The 17,018-nt window shown below is 43.1% G+C and carries 16 protein-coding genes and 3 tRNA genes; 1 reads left to right on the top strand and 18 read right to left on the bottom strand.

Annotation, left to right across the window (positions count from 1 at the left end):
• Window positions 1–81 precede the first annotated feature (81 nt).
• The 8 genes from rplA to ACHUGF_RS15490 all read right to left on the bottom strand — a co-directional run bounded on the left by rplA (window position 82) and on the right by ACHUGF_RS15490 (window position 4,161).
• Entirely contained in the window at window positions 82–783 is a 702-nt protein-coding gene (gene rplA / locus ACHUGF_RS15455) for a 50S ribosomal protein L1 (protein ID WP_394132546.1), read from the bottom strand.
• 4 nt (window positions 784–787) lie between these two features.
• Complete coding sequence (rplK, locus tag ACHUGF_RS15460) at window positions 788–1,216, bottom strand: 50S ribosomal protein L11 (RefSeq protein ID WP_055026515.1); 429 nt, start codon at window positions 1,214–1,216, stop codon at window positions 788–790.
• 129 nt (window positions 1,217–1,345) lie between these two features.
• Complete coding sequence (gene nusG / locus ACHUGF_RS15465; protein WP_394132548.1) at window positions 1,346–1,897, bottom strand: transcription termination/antitermination protein NusG; 552 nt, start codon at window positions 1,895–1,897, stop codon at window positions 1,346–1,348.
• Between the two features lie 9 nt (window positions 1,898–1,906).
• Entirely contained in the window at window positions 1,907–2,278 is a 372-nt protein-coding gene (secE, locus tag ACHUGF_RS15470) for a preprotein translocase subunit SecE (RefSeq protein WP_394132550.1), read from the bottom strand.
• Between the two features lie 261 nt (window positions 2,279–2,539).
• A complete protein-coding gene (tuf, locus tag ACHUGF_RS15475) occupies window positions 2,540–3,724 on the bottom strand; it encodes an elongation factor Tu (RefSeq protein WP_394132534.1) in 1,185 nt (394 codons plus the stop codon).
• A 160-nt stretch (window positions 3,725–3,884) separates the two neighbouring features.
• Window positions 3,885–3,958: transfer RNA gene (locus ACHUGF_RS15480), tRNA-Gly, on the bottom strand.
• Between the two features lie 35 nt (window positions 3,959–3,993).
• Window positions 3,994–4,078: transfer RNA gene (locus tag ACHUGF_RS15485), tRNA-Tyr, on the bottom strand.
• A 7-nt stretch (window positions 4,079–4,085) separates the two neighbouring features.
• Window positions 4,086–4,161: transfer RNA gene (locus ACHUGF_RS15490), tRNA-Thr, on the bottom strand.
• A 221-nt stretch (window positions 4,162–4,382) separates the two neighbouring features.
• Here ACHUGF_RS15490 and coaA point away from each other — a divergent pair.
• Window positions 4,383–5,333 carry a type I pantothenate kinase gene (gene coaA, locus ACHUGF_RS15495; RefSeq protein WP_394132551.1) on the top strand — a complete coding sequence of 317 codons (951 nt, stop codon included), beginning with the start codon at window positions 4,383–4,385 and terminating at the stop codon, window positions 5,331–5,333.
• Between the two features lie 20 nt (window positions 5,334–5,353).
• On the opposite strand, the gene birA is transcribed toward coaA, so the two are convergent.
• The 10 genes from birA to fdh3B (ACHUGF_RS15545) all read right to left on the bottom strand — a co-directional run bounded on the left by birA (window position 5,354) and on the right by fdh3B (ACHUGF_RS15545) (window position 16,992).
• Complete coding sequence (gene birA / locus ACHUGF_RS15500) at window positions 5,354–6,316, bottom strand: bifunctional biotin--[acetyl-CoA-carboxylase] ligase/biotin operon repressor BirA (RefSeq protein ID WP_394132552.1); 963 nt, start codon at window positions 6,314–6,316, stop codon at window positions 5,354–5,356.
• Complete coding sequence (gene murB, locus ACHUGF_RS15505) at window positions 6,313–7,326, bottom strand: UDP-N-acetylmuramate dehydrogenase (RefSeq protein WP_394132553.1); 1,014 nt, start codon at window positions 7,324–7,326, stop codon at window positions 6,313–6,315. Before murB ends, birA begins: the two co-directional genes overlap by 4 nt.
• 240 nt (window positions 7,327–7,566) lie before the next feature.
• Entirely contained in the window at window positions 7,567–8,427 is an 861-nt protein-coding gene (locus ACHUGF_RS15510; RefSeq protein ID WP_394132555.1) for a PfkB family carbohydrate kinase, read from the bottom strand.
• 124 nt (window positions 8,428–8,551) lie between these two features.
• Window positions 8,552–9,889, bottom strand: a complete 1,338-nt coding sequence (locus ACHUGF_RS15515; protein WP_394132557.1) for a coproporphyrinogen III oxidase family protein — start codon at window positions 9,887–9,889, stop codon at window positions 8,552–8,554.
• 251 nt (window positions 9,890–10,140) lie between these two features.
• A complete protein-coding gene (locus ACHUGF_RS15520) occupies window positions 10,141–11,121 on the bottom strand; it encodes a formate dehydrogenase subunit gamma (protein ID WP_394132558.1) in 981 nt (326 codons plus the stop codon).
• A gap of 84 nt (window positions 11,122–11,205) precedes the next feature.
• Complete coding sequence (gene fdh3B / locus ACHUGF_RS15525; RefSeq protein ID WP_394132560.1) at window positions 11,206–11,775, bottom strand: formate dehydrogenase FDH3 subunit beta; 570 nt, start codon at window positions 11,773–11,775, stop codon at window positions 11,206–11,208.
• Window positions 11,776–11,804: 29 nt separating this feature from the next.
• Window positions 11,805–14,660, bottom strand: coding sequence for a formate dehydrogenase subunit alpha (locus ACHUGF_RS15530; RefSeq protein WP_394132562.1), 2,856 nt, complete (start codon window positions 14,658–14,660; stop codon window positions 11,805–11,807).
• 17 nt (window positions 14,661–14,677) lie between these two features.
• Complete coding sequence (locus ACHUGF_RS15535; RefSeq protein WP_394132564.1) at window positions 14,678–14,875, bottom strand: twin-arginine translocation signal domain-containing protein; 198 nt, start codon at window positions 14,873–14,875, stop codon at window positions 14,678–14,680.
• Window positions 14,876–15,335: 460 nt separating this feature from the next.
• Window positions 15,336–16,346 (bottom strand): formate dehydrogenase subunit gamma, encoded by a 1,011-nt coding sequence (locus ACHUGF_RS15540; protein ID WP_394132566.1) that lies wholly within the window; start codon window positions 16,344–16,346, stop codon window positions 15,336–15,338.
• Window positions 16,347–16,395: 49 nt separating this feature from the next.
• A complete protein-coding gene (gene fdh3B / locus ACHUGF_RS15545) occupies window positions 16,396–16,992 on the bottom strand; it encodes a formate dehydrogenase FDH3 subunit beta (protein WP_394132567.1) in 597 nt (198 codons plus the stop codon).
• Between the last annotated feature and the right edge of the window lie 26 nt (window positions 16,993–17,018).

The raw sequence follows: 17,018 nt of genomic DNA on the forward strand, positions 1-17,018 counted from the left end.
GCATTTGATGATTTTGTCATCACTTGCCAGCTTCAACCCACAAAGTGCGCGCATTATACGCTAATACGCACGCTTTGTATATTACTTAAGCTCAGTTAAAGAAGCTTGGTCGACAGCAACACCTGCACCCATAGTGGTAGAGATGCTAACTTTCTTCAGGTAAACACCTTTTGCTGCAGCAGGCTTAGCCTTCTTAAGTGCAGCAACTAATGCTTCCAAGTTTTCTTTTAACTGTTCAGCAGTGAAATCCACTTTACCGATAGTAGTGTGGATAATACCGTTCTTGTCGTTACGGTAACGAACTTGACCAGCTTTAGCATTCTTAACTGCTTCTGCAACGTTAGGCGTTACAGTACCAGTTTTAGGGTTAGGCATTAAACCACGTGGGCCTAATACTTGACCTAATTGACCAACAACGCGCATTGCATCTGGAGATGCGATAACTACGTCGAAGTTCATTTCGCCAGCTTTTACTTGAGCAGCTAGATCGTCCATACCTACAAGTTCAGCGCCAGCTTCTTTCGCAGCTTCAGCGTTTGCACCTTGTGTGAATACCGCAACGCGGATGTCACGACCAGTACCGTGTGGTAGTACAGTAGCACCACGTACGTTTTGGTCAGATTTACGAGGATCGATACCTAGGTTAACGGCAACGTCAACACTCTCAACGAATTTAGCAGTTGCTAATTCTTTAAGTAGAGCAACAGCTTCGTTCATTTCGTAGCTTTTAGTAGCTTCTACTTTTTCGCGGATTACGCGCATGCGCTTAGTTAGCTTTGCCATTATATTAGTCCTCTACTACCAAACCCATTGAACGTGCAGTACCTTCAATTGAACGCATCATCGCTTCAACATCAGCACCAGTCATATCAGCGGCTTTAGTTTCAGCAATTTCCTGAACTGCGCTGCGCTTGATAGTTCCAACTTTCTCAGTATTTGGACGGCCAGAACCAGACTTCAGACCTGCTGCTTTAAGCAGTAAGAATGACGCAGGTGGCGTTTTAGTTTCGAAAGTGAAAGAACGGTCGTTGTATACAGTGATAACAACTGGAATTGGCATACCTTTGTCGAACTTTTCAGTACGAGCGTTGAATGCTTTACAGAATTCCATGATGTTCACACCTTTTTGACCCAAAGCTGGACCTACTGGTGGAGACGGGTTTGCAGCACCGGCTGCTACTTGTAGCTTAATATAAGCTTCAATTTTCTTTGCCATGTCGACATTTCCTCTATTTGGGTTCAAACGCTAATCAGCCCTATGCCGACTCGCTCCCCTGAAAACAACGGGTGCGGATTATACAGAAATCCACACCCGCAAACAATCTTAAATTTGCTTTTATTTTAATCAGCTTTTTTCAATTTGACCAAAATCTAGCTCTACTGGTGTAGAACGACCGAAGATCATCACAGAAACCTTAACGCGGTTCTTATCATAATCAACTTCTTCAATGGTGCCATTGAAGTCAGCGAAAGGACCATCACATACGCGAACAATCTCTCCAGGCTCAAACATCACGCGATGTGTTGGAGACTCAGTAGTTTCTTGTAGACGTTGTAAAATAGCATTTGCTTCTTTGTCTGAAATAGGCGCTGGACGGTCAGAAGTACCGCCAATAAAGCCCATCACACGTGGAATGCTTTTCACTAAGTGCCAGCTGTCATCGTTCATTTCCATTTGGACTAATACATAGCCTGGGAAGAACTTACGCTCACTTTTACGGCGTTGACCCGCTCGCATTTCAACCACTTCTTCAGTCGGTACTAATACTTCACCAAAGTAGTCTTCCATGCTGTGCATTTTGATATGCTCAAGCAGCGTCTTACAAACACGACCTTCATAGCCAGAGAATGCTTGGATCACATACCATCTTTTTTTCGCTTCAGTAGCTTCAGTCATTTTTAATGCCTATACACCGGTGATGAAATTGACTACGCGCAACAAGATGCCATCTAATCCCCATAGGATAAGACCAACAATAGCTGTTGCCGCTAGTACGATAAATGTTGTGTTAAGTGCTTCTTGGCGTGTAGGCCATACCACTTTGCGCACTTCAATATGCGATTCTTTGGCAAAGATTAATGCTTCTTTGCCTTTTACAGTTTGCGAAGCAATGAATGCTGCAATCGCAAATGCGACAATTACGCCGGCTGCACGAGCAACAACGCTGGCTTCACCAAAATATTGGTTACCAATAACTGCTGCTGCGATCAGAACTACCGCTATGCCCCACTTAACAAGATCCAGAGAGCTTCCCTGGTTTTCAGTATTTGTTGTCATCGGTTATTTCCGTTACTTACTACGACCTGAGCTTATTTTAAAATGTGCACTTTCACTACAATACAAAGGTGGTTGTAGTATGCGCTGCCGCACAGGGTCAAAAATCGGCCATAGATTGTATTCTTATTCAGCTTTATTCGCAATACAACATGGCTTTTTTAAACCAACAATTTCACGAAAAACCGAATTTTATTTGTAATTTTGACTAAACAAAAAAGGAAGCCGAAGCTTCCTTTTTAGGATGTGTCTCTAAATCAGCTATTAAGCGATGATTTTAGCTACAACACCAGCACCAACTGTACGGCCACCTTCACGGATAGCGAAACGTAAACCGTCATCCATCGCGATTGGGTAAATTAGTGTAACAACCATCTTGATGTTGTCACCTGGCATTACCATTTCTACGCCTTCTGGAAGCTCGATAGTACCTGTTACGTCAGTTGTACGGAAGTAGAACTGTGGACGGTAACCTTTGAAGAAAGGAGTGTGACGACCACCTTCATCTTTCGAAAGTACGTATACTTCTGATTCGAAAGTTGTGTGAGGAGTGATTGTTCCTGGCTTAGCCAATACTTGACCACGCTCAACTTCATCACGCTTAGTACCACGTAGTAGTACACCACAGTTCTCACCTGCACGACCTTCGTCAAGCAGCTTACGGAACATTTCTACACCTGTACAAGTTGTAGTTGTCGTGTCTTTGATACCAACGATTTCTACATCGTCACCTACTGTGATAATACCACGCTCAACACGACCTGTTACTACTGTACCACGACCTTGAATTGAGAATACGTCTTCAATTGGTAGTAGGAAAGGCTTATCGATGTCACGCTCTGGCTCTGGGATATAAGTATCTAAAGCTTCTGCTAGTTCGATTACTTTAGCTTCCCAATCTGCTTCACCTTCTAGGGCTTTAAGTGCAGAACCTTGGATTACTGGTAAGTCATCACCTGGGAAGTCATACTCAGATAGAAGTTCACGAACTTCCATTTCTACAAGCTCAAGTAGCTCTTCATCGTCAACCATGTCACATTTGTTCATGAATACGATGATGAAAGGTACACCAACCTGACGTGAAAGTAGGATGTGCTCACGAGTCTGTGGCATTGGGCCATCAGTCGCTGCTACTACTAAGATTGCGCCGTCCATCTGTGCAGCACCAGTAATCATGTTTTTAACATAATCCGCGTGACCTGGGCAGTCTACGTGTGCGTAGTGACGAGTTGGAGTGTCATATTCGATGTGAGAAGTATTAATTGTAATACCACGCTCACGCTCTTCTGGAGCGTTATCGATTTGTGCGAAATCTTTAGTCTCACCGCCGTATGCTTTAGTCAATACTGCAGAGATAGCCGCTGTTAGAGTAGTTTTACCATGGTCAACGTGACCAATTGTGCCCACGTTTACGTGCGGCTTACTACGTTCAAATTTTTCTTTTGCCATGATATCGCCTCAATCCAGGATCTGGGTAGTGCAAACAGATATAGAAAAAATCCGATGCATAAAATGACACCGAATCAATTAAGTTTTTGGAAATTAAGCTTAGCATATAACAGTAAAGGTGCTGGTCAGATTAAAGTTTTATTTAATCTAGTCAGCAAATTGGAGCGGATGGCGGGAATCGAACCCGCGTTATCAGCTTGGAAGGCTGGAGTAATACCATTATACGACATCCGCGGAACCTGCTAAGGCTACTTAATTGCCTTTAAAAATGGTGGAGGGAGAAGGATTCGAACCTTCGAAGGCTGAGCCGTCAGATTTACAGTCTGATCCCTTTGGCCACTCGGGAACCCCTCCAGCAAAATGGTGCCGGCACCAAGAGTCGAACTCGGGACCTACTGATTACAAGTCAGTTGCTCTACCAACTGAGCTATACCGGCATTTCATTTCGGAAACGGATATTAGGTAAATGTGACCATAAGTGCAACCTAAAACTTGAAAAAAATGCAAAAAATGTGTCAAACGACGTTTTTTTACCCTTACAAGCCCTGCATAGTCTGATTTCTGCACAAAATTGTCGCAAGGTGTCAGATTTCAATGACAACTTGTTGTGAGCCTTAAGTTGTTGGTGTACTGTGCCTGCTCAAGTAAAGGAATTAGCATGAATACCAGTAACCATTTACAACAAGCTTTGTACTATTCATTTCTCCGTGAGCAATGGGCTGAATTGCGAAAGTCTGTACCACTCACGTTAAATGAGGCTGAGTTAGCTGGGTTACGCGGTATGAATGAGCGCCTTTCTCTTGATGAAGTCACCGACATTTACCTTCCATTAAGCCGACTATTGAATTTAATCGTGGGTTCTCGTCAACAGCGCAGTGCAGTGCTTGATAAGTTTCTCGACAGAAGCGTCAGCCGTGGCCCTTATATCATTAGTATTTCTGGCAGCGTAGCAGTAGGTAAAAGTACCACTGCACGTATTTTGCAGACATTACTTCAACAATGGCCTGAGCACCCTAAAGTCGAGTTAGTCACGACAGATGGTTTTTTATACCCGCTTGCAGACTTAAAACGTAAAGGCTTGATGCAGCGTAAAGGTTTTCCTGAAAGTTATGATGCTAAGTTACTCAGTGACTTCATTTCTGCAGTTAAGGCTGGTGAAGAAGAAGTGCTGGCACCGCTTTACTCTCATGTCACCTACGATCGTCGCCATAATGAGTACCAACCTATCAGACAACCCGATATTCTTATTTTGGAAGGGTTAAATGTACTGCAAACCGGTACAGATACATTAGTCAACTCGCAATCGCCGTTTGTATCTGACTTCGTCGATTTCTCAATTTATGTAGATGCTGATGAGTCGTTATTAAAAAAGTGGTATAAGCAGCGCTTTCTACAATTTAGGCAAGGGGCTTTCAGTGACCCTAAGTCGTACTTCCACCATTACTCAAAATTGACTGATACTGAAGCAAACGCCATTGCAGCTAATATCTGGGACACCATTAATGGCCCAAACTTGAAGTTAAATATTCAACCCACCCGCGAACGTGCACACCTAATACTAAAAAAGGGTGATAATCACCTAATGTCGAAGGTGCTACTGCGCAAATAATCTAACACTAGCAACAATGGTTATGTTGTCGAGCGAAGGCTAATCTCACCACCAATATAAGCTTTATTGCCCGCTTCAGTTGATATCACAATGCCGCCTTGCTCGTCTATGCCCTGGCATATACCAGACACCTCATTAGGCGCCATGCTTAAAGTAACTGGCTTACCGATAAATAAGTCAGCGTTATTCCATCGCTCAATAAAAGGGGTCAGCCCTTTGGCTTCAAAAGTGGCAAAGTCGTCCTGTAACTGTTGATGGATGTTGGCCATCAAGTCAGTTTTATCGATACCAGACCGTCCGGATAAATCACTCCAAGGCTGATCAATAAGATTACCCTGCTCCAGCGGCATATTCATATTAATCCCAAAACCCACAACAATTTGTGTCTGTGAATCAGAAGGTTGCCCTAACTCAATTAAAATCCCCGCTAACTTTCTCCCGTCAAGGTAAACATCATTTGGCCATTTCAAACCCAGCCCTTCCACCTTTAGTCCTTGTAGTGCACTAACCAAGCTACAGCCCACTACTAAGCTTAGCCCCATGAGCGCCTGTGGTTGCAGATGTGTTCGCCAAAACATGGAAGCATACAAATGATGACCGTAAGGTGATTGCCATGTTCGACCACGGCGACCGCGACCTTTTGATTGATACTCTGAAATACAAATATCACCCGCGCTTAATTCCGAGGCATGATTAAGCATGAATTCATTGGTGCTATCAATCTCATTAAAGTAGAAACAGCGCTTATCAATTGCTTTTAATAATAGAGACTCTTCGATAAGTGAAATAGGCGCAGCGAGTTGATAACCTTTTCCCTTGACTGAAAATATGTCAATGCCGTACTCACCCATGGCATCAATATGCTGATTAACCGCCATTCTCGATAGCTGCAGCTGCTGCGCAATCGCTTCGCCAGAGACAAACTTATCGTGACTCAGCTGTGCGAGTATTTGGCGTTTTCTCGCCCAATGTTCATTGGTCATAATGTTATCTCTCCAGTTGCGCCTATTAAACGAGGTTCAGCTTCTAATGTAATTGAAAACTTCTGTTCTACTACAGCGATAACGTGACGTGCAAGTTGGCAGATTTCCTCCCCCTTAGCCTCACCATGGTTAACTAACACCAGCGCTTGCTTACTGTGAACACCAACGTTGTTTATCGTCATCCCTTTTAAGCCAGCTTGGTCAATTAACCAACCTGCGGCAACTTTTACCAACCCATTGGATTGAGGATAGCCAACAACATCTTGATATTGCTGCTTGAGTTTATGAAACTGCTGCTTTGCAATGATTGGGTTTTTAAAAAAGCTGCCAACATTGCCAATTTCATCAGGGTTAGGGAGTTTTTGTTGCCTCGTGTGGCAAACGGCATCAAATATCTGTCTTGCTGTCACTGTGTTAATGTCTAAATGTGTTAAAGGACCATAACTTAAGTTAGGTTGCCACTGTTTAGGTAAGTTAAAAGTTACCGCAGTAATAATCGCTTTCCCTTTAAGCGCATGTTTAAACACTGAGTCACGATAACCAAACTGACATTGCGCCTTGGTAAGCGAAACTTGTTGGTAGGTTTCCAAACATAAATAATCCACACGCGTGCAAAATTGACTAATTTCCACACCGTAAGCACCAATATTCTGGATAGGAGCGGCCCCAACACAACCTGGGATAAGTGCCAAATTCTCTAAGCCGTGATAGTCATTTTCTAAGCAATAGCACACCAGTTCGTGCCAGTTTTCACCCGCTTGTACTGTTAAGGACACTGTGTTTTGTGTTTGAGTAACGTCTATTCCCTTCGTTTCAACTTTGATGACTGTACCTTGGAAATCATCTGTCAGAACAATATTGCTACCACCACTGAGCACTAACATTGGTGTGCCTGTTTGGGCTAATGACTGGCAAGCCTTGATTAAATTTGCCATATCTTTAATGACAATCAAATCTTGGCATTGATGTGCTAAGCCTAAAGTATTGTGGGATTTCAGTGATACAGTCATAAACCTAGAGTATTTCAACAAACTAACATTGAAGTCATTGTAACAGTTTTACACTCAGCAGAGATGAGTACAGAATTAGAAATTAAGTATTACGTAGGGATTGGTGAAACGCAGGCAAAAAAATAGCCTTGTGGGGTGCAAGGCTGAGATCTAAAAACACACTGAGTCAACAGGAATTGAGGCAAGTATACGGCCTCATTGTGACAACAAAGTGACACACTAACCTTATTTTTCAATATATTAAGCGTAGTCATCCTTACCCAGAAATTGTTTTAGTTCTTCCCCTGGCATTGAGCTATGACTTGCCACAGCAAAGCCTGACCATATTGCAGCTTGCTGCATAGCTTGCTCTATATCGCAACGACTGACTAAACCGTTAATGAGTCCTGCGGCATAGGCATCGCCAGCGCCCGTTGTATCAACAACTTGTGCCTCAACAGCAGCAACATGAACACTGGTCTCGCCGTCATAAGCAATCGCGCCGCATTCGCCATCAGTCACGACAAAATAACGTAAGTTATCGCCCGCTATTTTTCGCCCATACGCCCAAATATCATCACCACACCGCCCTTGCATATCAGTCAAAGAAGCAATCAACACATGGCAAGGTAAGCTACGCTCATCTACTGCTAATTGCGCCACAATTAAACAGTTAGGGTTATCGTTTAATGCCTGTTGCATCCAAAAGTGTGGATTAAGCACTTCACTGTTAATATAAAACGCGTCCCAGCGTGACCATTGGGGTTGTTTTGTGAGAGTAAACTCAGGGCGGGGGGAGCGAATGATAGTGCGCTCACCATCAGGGGTCATCAGCAGCAACATTTCACAAGTATTACCTTGATAACGCTCCATCAGACGGCAATCGATTCCTAAAGTACTCGCTTGAGCCAAGATCCAGTCACCAATGTCATCTGTTCCAACCTGACTGACAACCGCGACATCATGTTGCGCCCAGATGAGTCCTACGCCAGTATTGGCTCCCCCACCACCTAAACGTAATCCATTATCTTGATAATGAAACCGGCCACCGGTTTGTAATGGCTTATCCAATTGCAGCACTCGATCACAATTGATATTGGCTAGGAGTAAAATATTCGCCATGGTGAAATCCTTAATCTGTTGGCTCAATTGTGAGGGTACGTGAATCAAAAAAAACGGCAACCTAAATAGGTTACCGCTTGCTCAATATCTGCACACCTTTAGGTGTGTTTAGTTTCAATAACGATTACATATCACGCTGTGCTAGCGGCTTACGTAATTGTGCGCGCACGTTATCCATGCCTGAATAAAATTCTTTCATCATAACCAAGCCCATCATTTTACCGTTATCTGTCACGATAATATCATCAGGGTTGTTTGGGTCATTTTTAATCGCACCAATGGCCTTCATTGAGGCCATTTCTTTAAACAATGCGGTATCAAGATTAACGTTAAAATTGTCACGGAAATACTTACGCGACAAACGGCCAGAAAACATACCGAGTAAGAAGCGATACTGCATCACTTCTTTTAACTGATAACGTTTTTGCTGCTCAACGGCCATGCGCCCTTGCGCAATACGCTCTTGGTATTTGCGTAAGCTAAAGGTGTTTACGTACAGGGTGTCATTCAAGAAACTAAATGAACCTGAACCCACACCTAAGTATTCATCGTAATCAATAACGTATTCATCAAAGCCTTCATTGTTGGCTTTACCAAATGCCCAACCAGATAGTTGGTTGTATTGTCCGATAAGTGTATTCAGGATCTGTCTATATTGATCCATCATTTCACCGTGCGGTGCAGCCAACTTACCTTTGACACTCTTACGGGTTTGATGGGTGATCATCAGTGGGTAGGTGGTAATTTGGCGTGGGTCTAATTTAGACGCCATGTCTAAATCTGATTGGATAATCTCAGGCGTTTGGCCTCGGAATCCAAAAATCAAATCGACATTAATAATTGGGAATAATTCTTTTGCCGCCATAATGCGGTCAAAGGTTTCTTCACCCGTACCGAACTTTTCTAAGCGGTCGGTCATTTTCAAAATACCGTTGTCGAAGCTTTGAACGCCGATAGACATACGGTCGACCAACCCTTTCAGTTGTTTAAACTCTGGGTTAGCTAAATGCTGTGGATCTGATTCACACGACACTTCTTTAATATCTGGGAATAAAGTTTTAGCATGCTCGATTGTGCGTGCTAACTCATCTTCAAGTACCGTAGTGGTGCCACCACCGATATACATAGACTCAAAACGGTAGCCAAGATCTTTTGCCATCTGCATTTCTTTACGCAGAGCAACAAAATATTCACGAGCTTTATCTTCTTTAAATAAGAATCGATGGAATGTACAGAATGAGCAAAGCGTATGGCAAAACGGGATATGCGCATACAACATATACTTTTTGCCTTCTACAGGCTTAGGCATTCGGTCAACAGAAATGGTGTCCAGCGTTAAGTTTTTATCTACAAAATACTGCATCACTCGCTCAAGTGAGCTCACCATCCAATTAGGCACTGTGATATCAGCTTGATACGGGGTAATGATTTTACTATCTGGTAAGACGATCGAAGAAGACATCAATACTCCAATATAAACAAAACATAAAAACGAAAAACTTTTAAGCTTTTGACCTGAACTAAAAGCAATGACAATTCGAACAAGTGACGCGCAAGCATACACAAGTATTTATCAGCAAACCGTGAACAAGGCATCACTAATATACATATCATACATAACAAAATTAAACTTTATTCATGACGATATAATTAAAACAACAAAACACCTTGAACCATGCTCAAGGTGTTTTGAATTCAGTCAAAGTAAAACCTTTACTGATCTTTGTATTTTAATGTGCCGTTGTCTTTGATTTCATCGAACCAAAGATTGTGATGCTGAGTTGCCCAGTTTTCATCACAATAGCCGCTTACCATACACTCCATACCACCTTCAGACATTACTGTTGCCATGAAGATATGTACGATTGAGAATGCAGTAATAATAATGGCACTCACAGAGTGAAGTACTAGTGCAATCAAGCTCAGAGTACGGCTTGGTTCAAACAAGTTAGGGAACAACAATAACATGCCAGAAGCAGAAATAATTAGGCCAAATAGAGCAAATGCCCAGAACCATAATTTCTCACCAGCATTAGCAAAGCCTGCATCAGGGTGCTTTCCTTTGAATGGACCAAAGTTTAAGTAACCACCAACCACTAGCATCCACTTAATGTCGTACATTTTAGGCATTTGGTTTTTCGCCCAAAGCACCGTCATTAATGCCCAACCTAGCATGAATGGTATTGCCATGTAATCATGGATAAGCTTTGAAGCGTTAACCAAAGACCCCCAAGCACCGTCACCGATATAAGGCTGGAAGAAGTAACGGCCACCAAGCAATACTAAACCCGTTAGGATCAGTAACATACATGGAATCGCACCTAACCAGTGGATCGAAACATCAAATTTTGACCAACGGTAAACCATCTTACCTGAAAAGCCACCGTGTAGTTTTGAAATACCATTCAATTTAATGAAGATAATAAACACGATGATCATGCCGAATAATGCGGCTAATAATGCAGGCGCTAGAATATCGCTACGTAACTCAAATACGCGTAAGTCATACACATTGATCAATTGTTCATGTGCTTGACCTGTTGACGTTGTTACACCTTGAGCACCACCTTTTAATTGCGCCCAAATCTGCTGTTCTGTTTCTTGAGCATTATGATCATGCCCTTCATGTGCGAAACTGTTTACACTGAACATCAGTGCAACGGCAACGCTTAACATCATAAAGATTTTTTTCATGCTACATCCTTTGAGGTCACTAGGTGTTTGCAAAACAGCACAAACACCTAGTTACACTATTGGACTAACGTTAGCGGTTGAGGATTAACCCCAAATCGCCTTGTTAGAGCCACGAGAAGCAACACGCTCACGGTAAATGTCAGATACCACACTAGCATCACCAGCAAGCAGCGACTTAGTTGCACAAAGCTCTGCACATAATGGCAGCTTACCTTCAGCAACACGGTTCGCACCGTACTTGTTACGCTCTGCAGACGAGTGGTTATCTTCCGGGCCACCAGCACAGAAAGTACACTTGTCCATCTTGCCACGTCCGCCAAATACTGACTTTTGTGGGAACTGAGGTGCGCCGAATGGGCATGCATAGAAGCAGTAACCACAACCGATACACGTATCTTTGTCGTGAAGTACGATGCCATCTTCTGTTTTGTAGAAACAATCAGCTGGACATACCGCCATGCAAGGCGCATCACTACAGTGCATACATGCAACTGAAATTGACGCCTCACCTGGTTTACCGTCATTGATTGTTACTACGCGACGACGTTGAATGCCCCATTGTAATGCTGAGTCATTCTCGTTTTTACATGCCGTGACACAGCCGTTACATTCGATGCAGCGCTTGGTATCACATAAAAATTTCATTGTAGCCATTTTGGCAATTCTCCTCGCTTAAACTGCAATTACGCTTTTTCAATTTGACAAAGCGATGACTTGGTTTCTTGCATCTGGGTTACAGGGTCGTAACCATAAGTCATTGCAGTATTCGCTGATTCACCGATGATGTAAGGTACTGTACCTTCTGGGTAGTTAGGCTCTAGGCTTTCACCGCTCATTTCACCCGCGAAGTGGTATGGCATCCAAGTCACACCAGGCTTAACGCGTGGAGTAACCATAGCCTTGATCTTAATACGACCACCTTCAGCACCTTCTAACCACACTGTGTCACCGTCACGGATACCGCGATCAGCTGCATCAGCAGGGTTAATTTCTACAAACATGTGCTGTTGAAGTTCTGCTAACCAAGGGTTAGAACGTGATTCTTCACCACCACCTTCATACTCAACTAAACGACCAGACGTCATAGCAAGTGGGTACTTGTCTGTGTTGTCATTGTCTTGAATAGTCTTATAAAGTGTTGGTAGACGGTGTACTTGCATATCGTCGTACGTTGGGTACTTCGATACTAGGTCACGACGTGGCGTGTATAACGGCTCACGGTGAACAGGTACTTGGTCAGGGAAGTTCCAAACGATACAACGCGCTTTAGCGTTACCGAATGGGATACAACCGTGAGCAACTGCTACACGAACAATACCGCCAGAGATATCAGTCTTCCAGTTCTTACCTTCAGCAGAGGCTTTCTCTTCTGCCGTTAGCTCGTCCCACCAGCCTAATTGCTTAAGCATGTCAGCGGTAAACTCTGGGTAACCATCAGTCAGTTCTGAACCTTTAGAGAAGCTACCTTCAGCTAATAAGTTCTTACCTTGATATTCAACACCGTAACGTGCACGGAAGTTACCACCGCCATCTTTCACGTGTTTGTTTGTGTTATACAGAATTTGTGTACCAGGGTGCTTCTGCTCTGGTGTACCCCAACAAGGCCAAGGTAGACCATAAGTTTCACCTCTAACGGCGCCACCTGGAGCTTCTAGTGTCTTGTTATCAAACAGACCCCAGTTTTGAGTGTGCTGCTTGATACGCTCAGGGCTTTGGCCTGTCATACCGATTGTCCACATACCACGGTTAATTTCACGTGTTACGTCTTCAATCACTAGCATGTCGTTTGCATCTTTCGCGATACGCTTAGTGTATTGCTCAGCAAAACCTAGCTTTTGCGATAAACGGTACATGATTTCAAGGTCAGTTTTTGACTCGAATAATGGGTCAACAACTTTCTCACGCCATTGCTGTGAACGACCAGAGTTAGATACTGAACCTTCAGTTTCAAACTGAGTACAAGCTGGCAATAGGTATACGCCATCAGTACGGCGGTGCATAACACCTGCCATGGTTGGGAAAGGATCCACAACAACTACGGTGTCCATCTTGTCTAACGCTTCACGTACGTCATTTTGACGACTTTCAGTGTTAACAGATTGCCCCCAGAAGAAGCCCATGCGTACACGGTCTTTCTGCGCTAGTTTTTCCGGCGTTTCTAATACACCGTCATGCCAACGTGAACAAGGGATACCAGGCGTGTTCATTGGTACACGGCCTAAATATTCATTTTGGTCAAAACGATTCTTAACCCAATCAAGCTCAAGATCCCACACGTTAGTCCAGTGAGCCCAAGCGCCAGAAGTTAGACCGTAGTAACCAGGTAAGTTATCAAACAATAAACCTAAGTCAGTTGCACCCTGTACGTTATCGTGACCACGGAAGATGTTAGTACCACCACCTTGAACACCCATGTTACCTAGGGCAAGCTGAAGGATACTGTAAGCACGAGTATTAGCGTTACCAACGTGGTGTTGTGTACCACCCATACACCAGATAACAGTACCTGGACGGTTTTCTGCCATTAACTTAGCAGCTTGATAAATTTCTTCTTCGCTACAGCTAGTGATGTCGGCAGTAACTTTAGGTGGGAACTTCTTCGCTTCTCTACGGATTGACTCCATTTCGAATACGCGTTCTTTGATAAATGTCTTATCTTCCCAGCCATTTTCGAAGATATGCCATAACATACCGTAGATGAATGGAATATCAGTACCGGGACGTAGACCACAATGTAGGTCAGCGTGCGCTGCAGTACGTGAGAAACGAGGGTCAACAACGATAATCTTTGCGTTGTTCTTCTCTTTCGCTTTTAAGATATGCTGCATTGCAACAGGATGCGCTTCAGCCGGGTTTGAACCGATGAAGAAGATTGCATTTGCATTCTGGATATCATTGAAAGAGTTAGTTTGCGCACCGTAGCCCCAAGTGTTTGCAACACCAGCTACCGTGGTAGAGTGACAAATACGTGCAGAGTGGTCAACGTTGTTCGTGCCCCACATTGCCGCAAATTTACGGTACATGTAGCAGCCTTCGTTTGAGAACTTAGCACTACCCATGAAGTAAAGTGAATCAGGACCAGACTCTTTACGAATATCTAGCATTTTATCGCCAACTTCGTTGAAAGCTTGTTCCCAAGAAAGTTTCTTCCACTTGCCGTTAACCAATTTCATTGGATACTTTAAGCGTTTTTCACCATGACCGTGCTCGCGAATAGCTGCACCTTTTGCACAGTGACCACCAGAGTTAAATGGGTGATCAAATGCAGGCTCTTGACCTGTCCACACACCATTTTGAACTTCAGCGTAAATACCACAACCTACTGCACATGCACTACACACCGTACGTTTGATTTCTGTTGGAGTATCATGAGGGATATCTTTTGCTTCTGCACGGCGCATCATGCCAGTACCAAGCATAGAAACAGCAGCAATACCACCAGTTGTGATACCTACTTGCTTCATAAATTGACGGCGGTTAATACCTAAGCTTGCCTTAGCAGCTTTAGGTGCCGTTGTTGACTTGCGAGTTAACTTCATCGCTTATTTCTCCTAACTTAGCCGCGTAAGCTATCGTAGTAACTGCTGATATGTGCAGTCTCGTGATAACCCTTAATTTGTTTCTTGCTCGCACTGTGTTCAGTTGCTTGTGCAGCACTTACACCAGTCACTGCGATAGCTGCAGTAGCAGTACCACCTACAGTGAGTGCTTTCAGCAAAGATCTGCGGTTTAGATCAGGCTGTTGCTTACTCATCATCTACTCCCAATGAAAGAATCACTTTCATAAATATTGAACGAATGAATTGCAATTAACCGCTGGCCATTGTTAATAAAATGTTCCAATTAACTGAGCGATTAATATCCCCAAATTTGGGTGATTTATTTTGCAGCGCTAATATAAAAGAAATGACAAGAGGATTTATTGATAGGTCTTCAACATTAATAATTTTTTATAAGAAATTAGATCAAATTTGTCTATGGATTCACACTTTTTCCATAGTCACAAATGAGAATAGTTCTTTATAAATTAACAGGTTAATACTTAGTTAACGAGCCTTTATTTTTCATTAACATTTGTTTGTTAAGTAACAGATTTATACTAGTCAAGATTTTAAACATTTATAAAAAAAACACCTTTATGAATACATCACAAAGGTGTTTTATAGTCGCATTATTTTAAAAGATAATCAGTGGTAAAACTTAATCAACATCGATTAATCTTTATACTTTAATGTGCCGTTAGCTTTGATTTCGTCATACCATAAATTATGGTGTTGAATTGCCCAGTTTTCATCACAGTAGCCAGAAACCATACATTCCATACCACCTTCGCTGAGTACTGTTGCCATCCAAATATGCACAATAGTAAAAGCGATTAGAATGACTGCACTGACGCCATGGACTAGCAAGGCTATCATCGAAGCTTCTCTTGGTAACTCAAGTGTTGGCAATACAAGCATTAACCCTGAAACACTGATAAACAAACCAAAGATTGTCAGTGTCCAGAACCACATTTTCTCACCAGCATTAGCAAAACCACTGTCTGGGTGCTTGCCTTTAAATGGACCAAAGTTAATATAACCACCCACCACTAAGAACCATTTTAAGTCATATAACTTAAAGGTTTGCAGCGGCATCCACTTAATCACACATAATAGCCAAGACACGATAAATACGATACCTGACCAATCATGAGCAAACTTACTAAAGGCAATGATTGCAGCCCATAAGCCTTCACCAATATAGGGGGCCAAGAAGTGGCGGCCTATCATAATGAAAATACCTGTTACCATTAGGATTAAACAAGCGATTGCCATCACCCAATGTAACCAAATATCGGCTTTGCTCCAGCGTTCAACCATCTTGCCAGAGAAACCATGACTTAATTTTGATGGACCATTAACAAAATAGAACACCAAGAATGCACCAAACACCCCTAAAACAGACAGTACAATCGCTGGCTTTACATAAGTATCGCGTACGATTTTCCCTTGGTTCCCGGCAACATTAATCAGCACATTAGACTCAAGCCGTTTATCTGTACTTTCACCTGCTTCACCGGCTTTCACTGCTCGCCACATATCGGCATCGCTCATGCTCGCCTGTTGCTTACTTGACTGATCATCAGCAGCAAATGTGCTCGGTGCCATTAACCCAAGTCCTAGGATTAGAACTAACAGAGCCATGACACTATACAGTGATTTGTTTAACGATAAGTTTAACATTGTCACTCCTTTGTGTGGCTGCGAGCAAACTCGCAGCCCATGCTCTAGGTTAAATCATCTCACCGGTTTTAGGGTTGTAACCCCAGATGGCATCAGGATTACCCCGAGCAGCCATACGTTGACGGTAGATATCAGAAACCACCCCAGCATCACCGGCTAACAGTGCTTTAGTTGCACAAAGCTCGGCACACATAGGAAGTTTACCTTCGGCAATACGGTTCGCACCGTACTTATTACGTTCTGCACTAGAGTGTGTCTCTTCAGGACCACCTGCACAGAAAGTACATTTATCCATCTTACCGCGGCTACCAAATGCAGTCTTTTTAGGGAACTGCGGTGCACCAAATGGACATGCATAGAAACAGTAACCACAACCGATACAGGTATCTTTGTTGTGAAGTACTATGCCATCTTCAGTACGGTAGAAACAATCTGGTGGACAAACAGCCATACAAGGTGCGTCAGTACAGTGCATACATGCAACTGAAATTGAAGCTTCTCCAGGTTGACCATCGTTAATCGTCACAACTCGACGACGTTGAATACCCCACTCAAGTGCGGCATCGTTTTCGTTTTTACACGCGGTGACACAACCGTTACACTCGATGCAGCGTTTTGTGTCACATAAAAATTTCATGACTGCCATAATGGCTTATCTCCTCATCAAGTTCG

Origin of the sequence: Shewanella maritima (assembly GCF_043643735.1) — a bacterium.
In the GTDB taxonomy this organism is placed as follows: Bacteria; Pseudomonadota; Gammaproteobacteria; order Enterobacterales; family Shewanellaceae; genus Shewanella; species Shewanella maritima_A.